At 45.4% G+C, this 13,643-nt stretch carries 10 protein-coding genes; 4 read left to right on the top strand and 6 right to left on the bottom strand.

What is annotated here, in order from left to right; translation table 11 throughout:
* Positions 1 to 41 precede the first annotated feature (41 nt).
* Genes ACRN9H_RS11300 through ACRN9H_RS11290 form a run of 3 tightly spaced genes read right to left on the bottom strand, consistent with a single transcriptional unit; the run spans position 42 to position 3,667 of the window.
* Positions 42 to 1,766, bottom strand: coding sequence for a polyamine aminopropyltransferase (locus ACRN9H_RS11300; RefSeq protein ID WP_432313731.1), 1,725 nt, complete (start codon positions 1,764 to 1,766; stop codon positions 42 to 44).
* Between the two features lie 4 nt (positions 1,767 to 1,770).
* Positions 1,771 to 2,670 (bottom strand): DUF350 domain-containing protein, encoded by a 900-nt coding sequence (locus ACRN9H_RS11295; RefSeq protein WP_432313730.1) that lies wholly within the window; start codon positions 2,668 to 2,670, stop codon positions 1,771 to 1,773.
* Between the two features lie 13 nt (positions 2,671 to 2,683).
* The gene (locus ACRN9H_RS11290) at positions 2,684 to 3,667 is read right to left on the bottom strand and encodes a hypothetical protein (protein WP_432313729.1); all 984 of its coding nucleotides are present in this window, start codon (positions 3,665 to 3,667) and stop codon (positions 2,684 to 2,686) included.
* A gap of 236 nt (positions 3,668 to 3,903) precedes the next feature.
* Here ACRN9H_RS11290 and glnE point away from each other — a divergent pair, with 236 nt between their 5' ends.
* Together glnE and ACRN9H_RS11280 are read left to right on the top strand one after the other, a co-directional pair.
* On the top strand, positions 3,904 to 6,759 hold the full coding sequence (gene glnE / locus ACRN9H_RS11285) for a bifunctional [glutamate--ammonia ligase]-adenylyl-L-tyrosine phosphorylase/[glutamate--ammonia-ligase] adenylyltransferase (RefSeq protein ID WP_432313728.1): 2,856 nt from the start codon (positions 3,904 to 3,906) through the stop codon (positions 6,757 to 6,759).
* Between the two features lie 116 nt (positions 6,760 to 6,875).
* Positions 6,876 to 7,841: a diguanylate cyclase domain-containing protein gene (locus tag ACRN9H_RS11280; RefSeq protein ID WP_432313727.1), complete on the top strand. Its 966-nt coding sequence runs from the start codon at positions 6,876 to 6,878 to the stop codon at positions 7,839 to 7,841.
* A gap of 77 nt (positions 7,842 to 7,918) precedes the next feature.
* Here ACRN9H_RS11280 and ACRN9H_RS11275 read toward each other — a convergent pair whose 3' ends face one another.
* Positions 7,919 to 8,878 (bottom strand): sodium-dependent bicarbonate transport family permease, encoded by a 960-nt coding sequence (locus ACRN9H_RS11275; protein WP_432313726.1) that lies wholly within the window; start codon positions 8,876 to 8,878, stop codon positions 7,919 to 7,921.
* A gap of 138 nt (positions 8,879 to 9,016) precedes the next feature.
* On the opposite strand from ACRN9H_RS11275, the gene ACRN9H_RS11270 reads away from it, so the two are divergent.
* The gene (locus ACRN9H_RS11270) at positions 9,017 to 10,015 is read left to right on the top strand and encodes a LysR family transcriptional regulator (RefSeq protein WP_432313725.1); all 999 of its coding nucleotides are present in this window, start codon (positions 9,017 to 9,019) and stop codon (positions 10,013 to 10,015) included.
* An 82-nt stretch (positions 10,016 to 10,097) separates the two neighbouring features.
* Here the strand turns inward: ACRN9H_RS11270 and zapE are convergent, their stop codons facing one another.
* The gene (gene zapE / locus ACRN9H_RS11265) at positions 10,098 to 11,327 is read right to left on the bottom strand and encodes a cell division protein ZapE (protein WP_432313724.1); all 1,230 of its coding nucleotides are present in this window, start codon (positions 11,325 to 11,327) and stop codon (positions 10,098 to 10,100) included.
* Positions 11,328 to 11,773: 446 nt separating this feature from the next.
* Between zapE and ACRN9H_RS11260 the strand changes: the two genes are divergently transcribed.
* Positions 11,774 to 12,601: a M14 family metallopeptidase gene (locus ACRN9H_RS11260; protein ID WP_432313723.1), complete on the top strand. Its 828-nt coding sequence runs from the start codon at positions 11,774 to 11,776 to the stop codon at positions 12,599 to 12,601.
* 94 nt (positions 12,602 to 12,695) lie between these two features.
* Here ACRN9H_RS11260 and ACRN9H_RS11255 read toward each other — a convergent pair whose 3' ends face one another.
* Positions 12,696 to 13,610 carry a L,D-transpeptidase family protein gene (locus ACRN9H_RS11255; protein WP_432313722.1) on the bottom strand — a complete coding sequence of 305 codons (915 nt, stop codon included), beginning with the start codon at positions 13,608 to 13,610 and terminating at the stop codon, positions 12,696 to 12,698.
* Between the last annotated feature and the right edge of the window lie 33 nt (positions 13,611 to 13,643).

The raw sequence follows: 13,643 nt of genomic DNA, 5'->3' as shown, positions 1-13,643 counted from the left end.
ATAGCACCGAGACATAATATGTCAAGCACTATCTCATCCTATTAAAAAAGATCCAGTCCTTGATTCTCGGACCAATCTTGCAAATGGTAGTGATACAACTGCAACGAACCCAATTCATTGGGTTTTATTGTGGCGGCATCTTGATAAAAATTGGCTGGAAACTCAAAGGCGCCATCCACTAAACCTAAAGTGAGCCAGTCATCTTTGATGGGCAACTCAGTTAATTTAGCTAATCTGTGTTGTGCATCGAGTCCGCCTAAGGTTGCAATACTCCAGCCCCATTCGCCAAAACTGGGCACATTATGATGGTACTGCTTGACGTCAAATCCCGCCAATGCCAAGGTTTTTGCTACCGAAATAAAGGCCTTAGGGGCATGGTAAGGCGATGTTGACTGTACAGTCAGAGCGCCATCACTGCTCATAAGTTCCTTTAATTTACGGTAGAAATAGTCCGAATACAGCTTATTAAGATCGGGGTGGCTCGGATCGGGCAAGTCCACGATAATCGCATCGTATTTCACGCCTGTGGCAATCAGCTTATCCACACCATTAAATGCATCGTCGTTGATCACAGTAACACGGGGATCGTTCAGTGCATTGCCATTGAGCGCCAACATAGCGCGACTGAGACTATCGGGCATATCTGTATCGGGCGATTTAAATAATTGCACTAGGCCCACATCGAGATCGAGCAGCGTGACTTGTTCAGGTTCCCAGCGCAGCACTTGTTTGAGGCCGAGTCCATCACCGCCGCCAATGATCAGCACCTTGTTGTGACGAGCACTGGCTGCGAGTGTGGGGTGTACGAGAAACGCATGGTAGATGTGTTCGTCTATGCTAGAAAACTGCAAGCGCCCATTGATATATAAGTTGTAAACGGGAGGGAGACCATTACCACGTAACCGCTCGGTGAAGGTCAGTTGCTGGAAGCGTGTCGCCTTGGTGTATACCACTTTATCTTTATAGATCAGATTGTTGAAGTGCTGTTCCCAGTGCGGGCCTTGAAGTGCTAGAACTAACAAGACACCCGTGACGATAACATGTCCAGTCAACAGTAGTTTTGCACGATGGATTTTAGACCAGAAACGCCAGATAAATACAAAACCCGCCAGCAGGTTAAAACTAGCGGTTAAGGCGGCAGCGAGTTGGATATCAATGGCGAGCATAAAACCAACCCAAATGGCGGCACCTATGCCAGCACCAATATAATCGGCGCCATAAATCGTCCCCGCATTATGCAGTAAATGTTCATCTGAAAGCGATTGACGCACCCGTGCAATTAATGGGATTTCCATGCCGATCATCAAACCCAGTAACACGCCCCACACATAGGGCAAGTATTCGCTGAGTTTTTGCAGCGTGCCTATCATGCCGCCTTCAGGCAAGTGATCTGGCGGCAAGCCTAAGGTGTTAGCAATCATCAACGGTAGTTGTTGGCCAAAACCAATGACCGCCGCAGTGATTAAAATAGCGAGCGAGCCACACAGTGCAACCGTGAGTTCTAAGATCACAAAACCAGTAAAGGCATCACGGATCTTGCGGGCGGCGAAAGCACCTAAGCCCATGGAGACGATCATTAAGCCAATCATGGTATAGATGGCGGCTTCTAATGCGCCTAAAATGCGTCCCGCATAGTGTGATAAAAGATATTCGTAAATCAGGCCGCAGCCTGCTAATACGGCCATAATGCCCAACAATAGGACATCGTCGAACCAACCTAGACGGCTAGGTTTGGCCGTCGAGGGAGTTAAGTTACTTTGTTGCATTTAATTAGGCCATCAGTGCCGTGAGGATAAGTGCGATAGCGATACAGAGAGCCATTTCTACGGCAGCGATACCGATATTGTGTTGTCTTTCCACTTCATCGGCTAAATCGATACGAGCCAATACCAGTTTCTTCACGACGAACAGCAGTAAGGAGAGCGCGAGTAGCATAATGATTGAAAACACTAACCAGCCGATCACGTTAGTCACATAAGCTGTTGGATTATAAATAATAAAGTGACTTGCGGCATTAAAACTCAGTGCCATAGCAATCATGTAACCCGCATGGCGTAGCGCTAACGCTGTATGACCTTGGGCTAAGGCTTGTTGCATCGACGAGTCTTGATTGCGGCTCGCAAAACGGTTTTCGCGCCAGCGCGTGAGTAGCACTAGCATTAACTGCGAAATCGCAAAGGCACTGAAAATAGCAATAAAGGTATCTAAGGTTAAGTCTTCAGCCCATAACAACACGGAGCGGATGATAATCGCAGTGGCGATGGCGACACTGGCATCAACAATAGCGACAGACACATTACCTTTGATGATTTGCTCGTTCTTATCAAACTCATTTAGTGCAATTTTATCGTGCAGAAAACGGCCGAATTTAATCAGTACTAAACCGAATAAACCATAAGCACTCATGCCAATCGCTTCAGTAAGATACGAGTGTGCCGCAGCGCCTGTGATAGCGCCCGTCAGTACAATGCCAAGCGCAGCAACCGCGCCTGCGGTACTAATACCAAAAGCAAAATTGTCCCGTTCTGCCAATTCTTTACTGCTGTTAACCTTGACGCTCCAACCTTGCAAATAACGCATCAGTGTGAGTAAAATCACCGCAATAGTGAGATCGATCGCCAGAATAGTGGCTAGCTCTGGTGTGATACCTAAACCTTGAAATAATGTCATTGATAATCCTTAGTTACTTACCGCGGCGCACACTGCGGGTCGTACGATTACTGGAATTGCGAAAACTGCTGTCTTTAGCATAGTTAGAGCGAAACTTACTTTTGGAGTTGTTCGCGGAACTCTTGCTTGCGCTGGTGGTGTTAGTTTTCGGTGCGCTGGTGCTTTCACGGGATAACGCCGTGCCACCTGTACGGGGTTTAGCATAAGGGCTGTCAAAGCGTTTACCTTGGGAGTCAAAGCGCTTTTTAGTCTGCTCGAATGTTTTAGCCTGCGCATCTGCTTGTTTTGGTGAGGTATAGCGATAACGACCAACGTCATTATAATAGCTATAACCTCGATTACCTGACCAACGATCGTAGGAGATGGGTCGATTGAAGATATTCGAAAACATCGAATACATGCCATACCAAGCCCAAAATGAAGTGCCGCTCGAATCAGTTTGCCAGTTACCATAAGCGGGATTTCCCACCAGTTGGCTACCTGGGCCAAAGTTTTCTGCGCCATTAGCAAGGGTTGCGGCTTCGCGGCTGATGGCATTCACGCGGGCCAGTTTACCGTCGGACATATCAGCGACTACGTTGACGGGATCTGACAACATATCGTTATACAAACTGGGATCCGCGGCTTGATAAAGATTTTCGGCTTCGGCCAGCTGTTGATCGAGATCGGCAAAGTTGCTCGCTACTTTCGACTCCTCTAAACGACGTTTTAGCGATGTATACATGGGACCTTGAGTACCTGCATCCTTGGCTAATTCATCGAGTAAGGGCGCTAATTCGGGCTTCTGTTGCTTTAATAATGTGGTGTATTGTTTTAACAGGTTAGCGTTACGCAACTGCTCATCGTCAATCATAGCGGTGAGTGTTGCAAGGCGTTGCTGCGCTAGTTGTTGATACTTAGCAATTTTATCCGGTCTGTCATCGCCACAACCCGTTAGCGCTAGCGAAACGGCTATAAAGAGTATCGATGTGAGAACACGAGTTAGCATTCCTGCCATGTTTTCTCCAAAAGGTAATGAATTAAAACATAAATACTTGCAGACAATCATAATCTGCTTGCTCAATATGCCTGCTACAAGGTTATAGTATCTTTAAATGTCACAGATAAAGCCTTAACCTTTACTTGCGTGCTATATCGTGCAGCGAGTAAGTCATGGCAAACATAACATGATGTGGCGTTAATTTATATCATCACGACATAATATGTCGATAGCTAAATTTGTTAGGAACCCTTATGTCCATGCAAAAAGACAGTAGTAAGTCATTGTCTGTTCTCGTTAATCAAACCGCTGAGCATAATTTTCAACGGCTAGAGGACGTATGGTCCGAAGGACTGACTCAATTAACGCTGGCACAAAAACAAGAATTAAAAACGGTTTTAGGGCTCAGCGATTACGTGGCGGCCCAGTTATGCCGTTATCCCACATGGATTAACACCCTGTTTACTGGTGAGTTAAGCCTGGTTGAGCGTAAAAACTTTGATCTTGAATTACACGAAGTATTGAGCTGCGCCACAACCGAAGAGATGGCAAAAGCCAGCTTGCGACGGTTTCGTAACTATCAAATGGTACGTTTAGCATGGCGTGATTTTTTAGACTATGCCAGTTTAGAAGAATCACTCCTCGATTTATCCGCACTCGCCGAAGCCTTAGTGATTTGCGCCCGTGACTGGCTCTATAAAGAGATGTGCGCCCAATATGGCACGCCGATGGACAAAGAAGGCAATGCGCAGCCGTTACTGATTTTGGGCATGGGTAAGTTGGGCGGCCGCGAGCTCAATTTCTCCTCCGATATCGATTTGATTTTCACTTTCCCAGAACACGGCGAAACCGTTGGTGGCCGCCGCAGTATAGATAACCAACAGTTTTTTATCCGCATGGGACAAAGGCTAGTCAACTTGCTCGACCAAGTCACTGTTGATGGTTTTGTGTTCCGCGTGGACATGCGTTTGCGCCCCTACGGGGAAAGTGGCCCCTTGGTGGTGAGTTTTAGTGGTCTTGAAGATTATTACCAAGAACAAGGACGAGACTGGGAACGTTATGCCATGGTCAAGGCGCGTGCGCTCGGGCCTTGGAACCATTTCTCCGATGAACTACACAGCCTCCTGAGACCCTTTGTGTATCGCCGTTATATCGACTTTTCGGCAATTGAATCCCTGCGGAAAATGAAGCAACTCATCGCACAAGAAGTGCGGCGCCGTCATTTAACCGACAATATTAAACTCGGTGCAGGCGGTATTCGTGAGGTCGAGTTCGTGGTGCAAAGTTTCCAATTGATCCGTGGCGGCCGTGAGCCTGCGTTGCGCCAGCAGAGTTTATTCGGCGCTATCGATACTCTTTATAGCTTAGGGCAGTTCGAATATTTGGCGGTGGATGAGCTTAAGCACAGTTATTTACTGCTGCGCCGAGTCGAGAATTTACTGCAAGCCATAGATGATAAACAAACCCAAACCTTACCGAATAATCCACTGGATTGGGCACGACTCTGCCATGTACTTGATATGGCGAGTGAGATCGATTTACGAACCCATATTGAAGCGGCAATGAGCAAAATCCATCGTCATTTTAAAGCCACAGTGGGTGGTGAAGAAGGCGAAGAAAAAGCCGAACATTGGACGGCGCAGCTGTGGAATATGCAAGACCTTGATGATGGCATTGCGTTGTTGGCCGAACAGCAAATTGACGATGACAAGCTGTGCCCTATGCTCAGCAGCTGGCGCGAAACAGTGACGAAGCGTTCCATTGGTCCACGCGGGCGGGAAACCTTAGATAAATTAATGCCAAGATTATTGGAAGAGTTGATTCATCAACAGAGTCCATCGGCGGCTTTTGAGCCTGTATCTAAGGTACTGGAGCAAATTTTAACCCGCACGACTTACCTTGAGCTTTTGTGTGAAAACCCCGGCGCGCGGCAACAGTTAGTGAGTTTGTGCTGCGCCAGTCCTTGGATTGCCGCGCAGTTGGCTAAATTTCCCATGCTGCTCGATGAGCTTATCGATCCGTCGCAGCTCTATGACACGACATCCATCGACGATTATCCGAGCGAGCTGCGTCAGTACATGATGCGCGTGCCCGAGGATGATATGGAGCAGCAGATGGAAGCGCTGCGACAATTTAAGCTTTCACAACAACTTAAAATCGCCGCCGCCGATGTCACTGGCGTTTTACCCGTGATGCAAGTGAGCGATCACTTAACTTTTTTAGCCGAAGCGATTATCGAACAAGTGGTAATGCAGGCGTGGCAACAGGTTTCAGTACGCCACGGCGTGCCCGCTTATCTTGAGGGTAATGACACCGGATTTGCTGTTATTGGTTACGGCAAATTGGGTGGTATTGAATTGGGCTACGGCTCGGATCTCGATTTAGTCTTTTTGTGTGAAAACAAAACAGAAAATAATCTTACCAACGGTGAGCGCTCAATTGAAGCCGGCCATTTTTACCTCAAGCTCGCTCAGCGTATTCTGCATTTATTTTCGACTCGTACTACTTCGGGTGAGTTATATGAAGTAGATATGCGCTTGCGTCCTTCTGGCGCCTCGGGTTTGATGGTCAGTGAAATTGCGCGTTTTGGCGAGTACCAAGCTAACGAGGCGTGGACGTGGGAGCATCAAGCCTTAGTACGCTCGCGTTTTGTTTTTGGTGATAATAGCTTAGCGGTTAAATTTAGCCAAATTCGCGCCTCGGTATTGGAAAAACCAAGGGATAAAGTTGAGCTTAAAAAAGCGGTACGTGAGATGCGCCAGAAAATGCGCGACCATTTACTTAAAGTGAGTGAAGGCATATTTGATTTAAAACAGAGTCCCGGCGGTATTGCCGATATTGAGTTTATTGCCCAATACTTAGTGCTTGCCAATGCCCATGAGTATCCAGAGCTGACGATTTGGTCTGATAATGTGCGAATTTTTGGTATATTAGCCGAGCTTGAACTGTTACCTATGATGAGTGCCCAGCATTTGACTCAGACCTATTGTTTACTGAGAGATGAAAATCATCGACTGACGCTGCAGCAAAAGCTCAGCCAATTACCTGTATCTGCGGTGTCTGCTCACACTGAGCGGGTGTTGAACATCTATCGAACGATACTTGAGTAATGCACTGTGATAAATGCTTTATCCTATGGGTAACATTTTTCACCAGCATTGTCTTAACGCCGCAATAACACTTAATTTAGGCTAGAGTTTAATGAAAGCCGTTAGCAGAGAGCGCCATGCAATTACCTATAATTCCTGACAATGAACTGCAACGTTTGGCCAAGTTACGCACACTCAATGTGCTTGATACCGAAGCCGAAGAACGTTTCGACCGTGTCACTCGACTCACTAGAAGAATTTTTTCAGCGCCCATTTGCCTTGTGACGTTAGTCGACGCTGAGCGTCAATGGTTTAAATCTCGTCAAGGATTAAGTGCGACTGAAACATCGCGAGATATTTCTTTTTGTGGCCATGCGATTAATCATGACGGTGTTTTTATCGTTAACGATGCGCTTAAAGATCCGCGATTTCATGATAATCCATTAGTCGTACGAGAGCCTTTTATTCGCTTTTATGCTGGATATCCATTAACGATGAGTGATGGGTGTCGTGTTGGAACCCTCTGTATTATAGATACCAAACCTCGGCAACTGACTGGCGAAGAGATTGAAATTCTAACCGATTTAGGAAAAATGGTAGAGGCTGAATTATTATTAATTGTCCAGAATACCCTAGACCCTCTGACCGCTATTTCTAATCGTCGTGGTTTTGAGTTATTAGCACATCAAGCATTAGCGAGTTGCCGTCGTACAAAAATGGCTGCGGCAGTGGTCTTTTTTGACCTCGATTTCTTTAAAGAAGTTAATGATAGCTTTGGCCACCGCAAGGGCGATGAGTTGTTATGTGATTTTGCTAATATCTTAATGACGGCCTTTAGAGAGTCGGATGTCATTGCTAGAATGGGGGGCGATGAGTTTGTCGTGCTGTTAAGTTTTGTGCATAAAGATATGGTTAATCAAGCTATTGAACGCTTTAAGTTGCTACTTGAACAATATAATCAACAACATCAGCATAGATTAGCGACCAGTATCGGTATCGCACATTGGACACCCGATTCAGATATCTGTTTAGATAATCTTTTAGACTATGCAGATAAAGCTATGTATCAGGATAAAGCCGTGCACCACAGTGATGCGTCTTAAATGATGTGTTCTTAAGCTAATAAAAAGGGAGACAATAATGTCTCCCTTTTTATTAGCTTAAGCATTGCATTGCGCTGTTAAGCCGTAATGAGCATGATCCAGTGTTGATATAAAGGTAAGCCAATTAACACGTTAATTGGAAACGTGATCCCGAGTGAGGCCAACATAGCCAGTCCAATATTGGCTTCGGGTATCGCTGCTCGAATAGCCGCAGGCGCTGCGATATAAGATGCACTAGCACTTAAGCCCGCTAGCACTAAAATACTCCCCGAGGGTAAATCTAGCCATATACCAACACCAATACCACACCAAGCTAATACAAAAGGAATGACGGCGGCAAACACCAATAATCGCCATTGTTTAAGCGGCAGCGGCAAACACACTTTGGCCGTTACTAAGCCCATTTCCAGTAAAAATAATGCCAGTAAGGTTTTGAACCCGCCTAGTAGCACAGGTGTAAGCGGCGCAAGTCCTGCTGGGCCGTAAAGCCAACCAATTACTACACCCCCAAGCAGTAATACTACGCCGCGACTGGTTAATGCTTCATGCAATACGCTTGATTTAGTTGCGTTTGGCGCTGTCGTTTTCACGGGGTGTTTGGCGCTTAAATACCTATGTAGCCAGAGCATCACGACGATCGCCGGCAGTTCTAGTAGCACAAGATATAGGGTAGTTTCGGGCCTTAATATGAGCCCTGATTTTTCAACCATCGCCATCACCACCGCAAACGTTCCCGCACTGACTGAGCCATAATGAGCGGCAATGCTAATGGCATCGGTGTGATTGATGCGCACGAGCCGTGTTAACACTGGGTATAAAGCCAAGGGAATAATGAAACCTAAGGCTACAACCGCTAACAGCTCAGTGATCACTAAGTTTTGGGTGTGACCATGTAGTGCCATTCCGCCCTTTAAGCCTAACGTAAGCATTAACAGAATGGAGAGGGTTTCATAGATCGCGGGCGGAACTTTAAGATCTGACTTCACTAGGCCAGCTAACAAGCCTAAAGCGAAAAAGGCAATGACAATATCGGGCATAAGTATCTCATTAAGTTTGATTTTTAAGCTGTGTAAAACAGGCTTAATTATCGGGTGATGCTGATGGCTGGTGATTTTGGACCTAATTGGTTATATTGAAAAATAAATTGTTTACCAATTGGGTATAGATAACTATCTATGGATAAGCGTTCATCATCGACTCCACTTAAATTACGACACTTGAGTTTTCGGTTACTGCAGGTGTATGTGCAAGTGGTACGGTTAGGCAATATTTCCGCAGCGGCGAGGACATTGCATTTAACTCAACCTACAGTGTCATTACAGCTTAAAAAACTGGCTGATGTGTTGGGTGAGCCGTTACTCGAGAGTCGTGATGGCCGCATGTTACCTACCTTGATTGGTAATGAGCTTTACCGCGCTGCCTGCGATACCTTGAGTCGTTTTGAGGATTTTGATGCCTTTATAGAGCAAGCTAAAGGTGGCAGCGTCGGTCACATCAATATCGGTATCGTCACTACCGCCAAATACGTGTTACCACGGATTTTAGGTGCTTTTTATCGGCAATTCCCGCAGGTTAAAGTGACCTTAAATATCGGAAATCGAGCCCATGTGCTAGGGCGATTTGAACGCCAAGAAGATGATTTATATCTCTTTAGTCATCCGCCTAGCGGTGATAGTGTGTTATCAGCGCGTATTATTAAAAACCCACTGCAATTGATTGCACCTAAAGATCATTGGGCGGTTGGGCGTGAGCAAGTAAATTTTAATGACCTTAAAAATGAGCGTTTTATCGTGCGTGAACCGGGTTCTGCTACCCGCTTAATGTTTGAATCTTGGTGTAGCGGTCAAGGGATTACACTGGGTGACACTATGCAAATCGAGAGCAATGAGGCGATACGCTTGAGTGTGGCATCGGGCTTAGGTTTGTCGGTGATTTCGGCGCACACCTTACAAGAAGGCCGTGAGAAACCAGCAATTTTGTCGGTGATGGGTTTTCCGCTTGAAAGTAACTGGTACCTTGTTGGTCGTAAAGATCGCCGTTTACCCTATGCTGCGATGCAGCTGGTGGATTTTATGGCAGCGCATTTAGCCGAGTGCATCGAGCCTGAATGGGTCGCTGCCGATATCAATGGGCTGACAAAACGATTTAGTGATGCGCATTATTCTGAGCGTTAACTAAAGTGTGAGACAAATTCATCAAGGGCTGTGTGGATTCTTTTTTAAAATGCAGTCACTTAAGATTGCACTCTTGTTTTAATCATTCGTTTCGACTCATTTCAATTAATCGACTATAAGTGCGACGAAATTCAAAACTGAGTGCGCCGCCCTGATAAAGCTCAGTGAGCGGTACATCGCAGCTCAAATATAAGCGTACATTTTGGTCGTATAATTCATCAATCAAACTGATAAAACGTCGCGCGGGGTCGTCGTTGGCGGCGTAGGAGAGTTTACGTTCACCCGTGGTTGCGGCTTGGTTTGCACCAGTGCCATCTTCGGTGCCGCGAGCGCGGATCCAGCTTTTGACTTCGCCACCAAGCTTAGGGACACCGCTTACCATTAGGATGTTAAATCGACTGGCGATTTCAATGTAATCGAGCTGGGATCGTGGGCCATCACACAGGGCATAAAAGTCAAACCATGCGATTGAGTATGTGTCAGGGGTATTCGCTGGCATCATGGTTGTGCGGATAACGGGGATTTCACGATTACAGATACGGATACTCGTATTACTCATACTCGGTATTTTAGGCGTTAATTGGTTGAATATATTATTGAAATCGAGTGTTCCGGTAAGAGCAATATTATCCGAGGTCGATGTAATAGCGTCTAGAATAAGCTCAGTATTTAAGCTGCGTATTCTGTGATCTTGCTTGCCATCGAGATGCAGCATTTGAGTGTGTGCTTGCAGTAACTCTATACAGGATAAAAATCGGTGTCTGGCTAAGCCGTTTTCATATAAGCGTTCAATGGGGATGTTTGACGTCGCGACCAATACGACACCGCGATCGAATAGGCACTCAAATAGACCGGCAAGTATCATGGCATCGCCAATATCTGAGACAAAGAACTCATCGAAACACAGTACCTTACATTCTTGTGCAAGATTTTTAGCTATTAATGCCAAAGGATCTCGCTGGCCCGCATGTTCGCGTAATGCTTGATGTATTCGCGCCATAAAACGATGAAAATGCAGCCTTATTTTTATTCCATCCGGTAAGCACTCAAAAAATAAGTCCATCAAGAAAGTTTTACCCCGACCTACATCACCCCAAAGATACAGACCCTTAATCGTTTTTTGGGCAAAACGCGTGCTATGGGCTGCATTTTGCTGTTGCATCAACTGTTTAAACAAATCATCTAGAGCGAGTATGCTCTGCTGTTGAGCGGGATCGTCAACCACATTCTCGTTCACTTTGGCTCGATAAGCTTCTAGTGGCGTTAGCGTGTGGGCTGTTAATTGCAGATTGTCAGAATTTGAATGAGCCATGTCGGGGTCTCGTTAGCGATTTTTAAGGCATTAGTTACGGTAAATCGAGTGTTGTTGGGTGTGAGCTAGTAGGATGCTATTATTATTTTTAATAGCACTTTCCCGAATAAAACATAAGGCATCTTATCATTAACGCTTTCTATTATTAGGAGTTTAAGGCGCGTATAGCGACGGTAGTGAATACCTTATAGGGTTATTTGGGATATTCGTTGAAAAAATAACTGAAGCTAGATGTTACTAAACTCTGGCTTCATTATAGTTTAACGATGATTTCACTTATGGCTACACGATTGCTTCACTATGGTTATTAGTACCGTTCCGCTGTGATACCGATTGTTACTCGGTCATAGAGTGCTGAGATTTCATCAAAATCAGTTGAATAGCATTCAGTTTTTAAAAAGAGCTGCTATGATGGCAAAGTTCTTTTTCTGGCATAAGTACAAGACATGGTAAGCAGATCCCCGTTTGAATCTTTTCAGTGGAAAAGCGATATTTTTAACTGTGAAAGCACTGATATTGATAATTTTTATCTTTTGCTTGAGCAGGAAATGACCCGTTTGGGCATGGTTGAGAAGATATTAGGTGAAGTGGGTAAATACAATCTCAGCTTATATCAATCTCCTGCGGCTAAGTCAGGCTTACCTTCTTTATTGATCAGTGCAGGTTTTCATGGTGAAGAATCTGCAGGCCCTTGGGGTTTGCTACATTTTTTGAGTGAAGCTTCAGCAGACCTCTTTGAACGGGTAAACTTGAGCCTTCTACCTCTCGTCAATCCAACCGGATTTAGTCGTGGTCATCGATTTAATAAATACGGTGAGAACCCTAATCGTGGTTTTGTATTCGATAATGGGAAACCTAAGGCTAATGAATATACATCGGTAGAGGGCAAGCTGTTGCTAGAACAAGCACAATTGCTCCTTGCTGCGAGTCGTGATGGTATTTTAACGTGCCATGAAGATGTGTTAAGCAGTGAAGCCTATGTTTATTCCTTTGAACCAAGTCAGGTACCGGGCCGTTTTAGTCTTGATTTACGCGATACTTTAGGTGGATATTTCCCTATTGCAGCGGATAGCGAGATTGATGAGTGTCCAGTGAAGGATGGCTTGATTTTCAATCATTTTGACACCTCATTCGAAGCTTGTTTAGTGCGAAGCGGCGCCCGGGTCGGCGCTTGTACCGAAACGCCTGCACTGCAAAACTTCGATCAACGTGTATTAGCTAATAGTGCGGTCATGACCCACTTCTTGGCCCTGTGTGCACCTTTATGTGATTGATGTCATTATTCTACGAGGTGTTTAATCGCCTCATGAATGATAAAAAAATACCCGCTATCTGCGGGTATTTTTTTAGCTGATATTTACCAGCGAATTATTGATTAATGATCAATGGTACACCGGTACGTTCATCGAGCAGCTTCTTGATCACAGAAGAATCAGTGTCCGCTTTAGCAATAAACTTGGCGATCTCTTTTGGTAATGAAATCGCAACGGGATCATTCGATTCAAATTCAGCTATCGTGCGAGACAGTGGTTGATGTACGGCTAAGTAGCGCTTACCGTCTGGCTCTTCGGTTGCTTTAATCGGTTGGTTCACAAATTGTACGCGGGTGCCTACAGGGACCGTCTTGAACAAATGTTCGATATCTTCATGGCGTAAACGAACACAACCTTGGCTGACACGTAAACCGATACCAAAACTGGCGTTGGTGCCATGAATCGCATATAAGTTGCCGATATATAGCGCATAAAGGCCCATAGGGTTGTCTGGGCCCGCCGGCCATACCGCAGGCAGGATTTCACCCTTCGCGGCATATTCTTTACGAATGCGCGGCGTAGGGGTCCATGTTGGATTCGCACGCTTACGTTGCACAGTTGTCACCCAGTTTTCAGGGGTATCTTTACCTATTTGGCCAATACCAATAGGTAACACTTCAACGGTCTTTTTACCCTTGGGGTAATAGTAAAGGCGCATTTCAGCAACGTTAATGACGATACCTTCATGGGGAGCATTAGGCAGAATCAATTGTAATGGGATAAGTAGTTTGCTACCTGGCTTTGGTAGAAAAGGATCTACGCCTGGGTTAGCTTCCAGTAAGTTACTAAGACCAAGCTGGTATTTGGCTGCAATATCTTCGAGGGTATGTTTACCCTCTGGAACCGTATAATACTGGTTCTCGCCAATTAACCTGCTTTGGGCGGCTGGTAAAGGGTATTCCGTTGCTAAAGCGGACAGACTAGGGAAAACCAAAGTCAATAATAAAGCTGTGGTGCGAAGCATACTCATAAGCGGAGACTACGATTCCTGTTAATAAAAAAG

This window comes from Shewanella sp. MF08487 (assembly GCF_050848685.1).
In the GTDB taxonomy this organism is placed as follows: Bacteria; Pseudomonadota; Gammaproteobacteria; order Enterobacterales; family Shewanellaceae; genus Shewanella; species Shewanella glacialipiscicola.
This window is presented reverse-complemented; position numbering and strand designations above follow the sequence as displayed.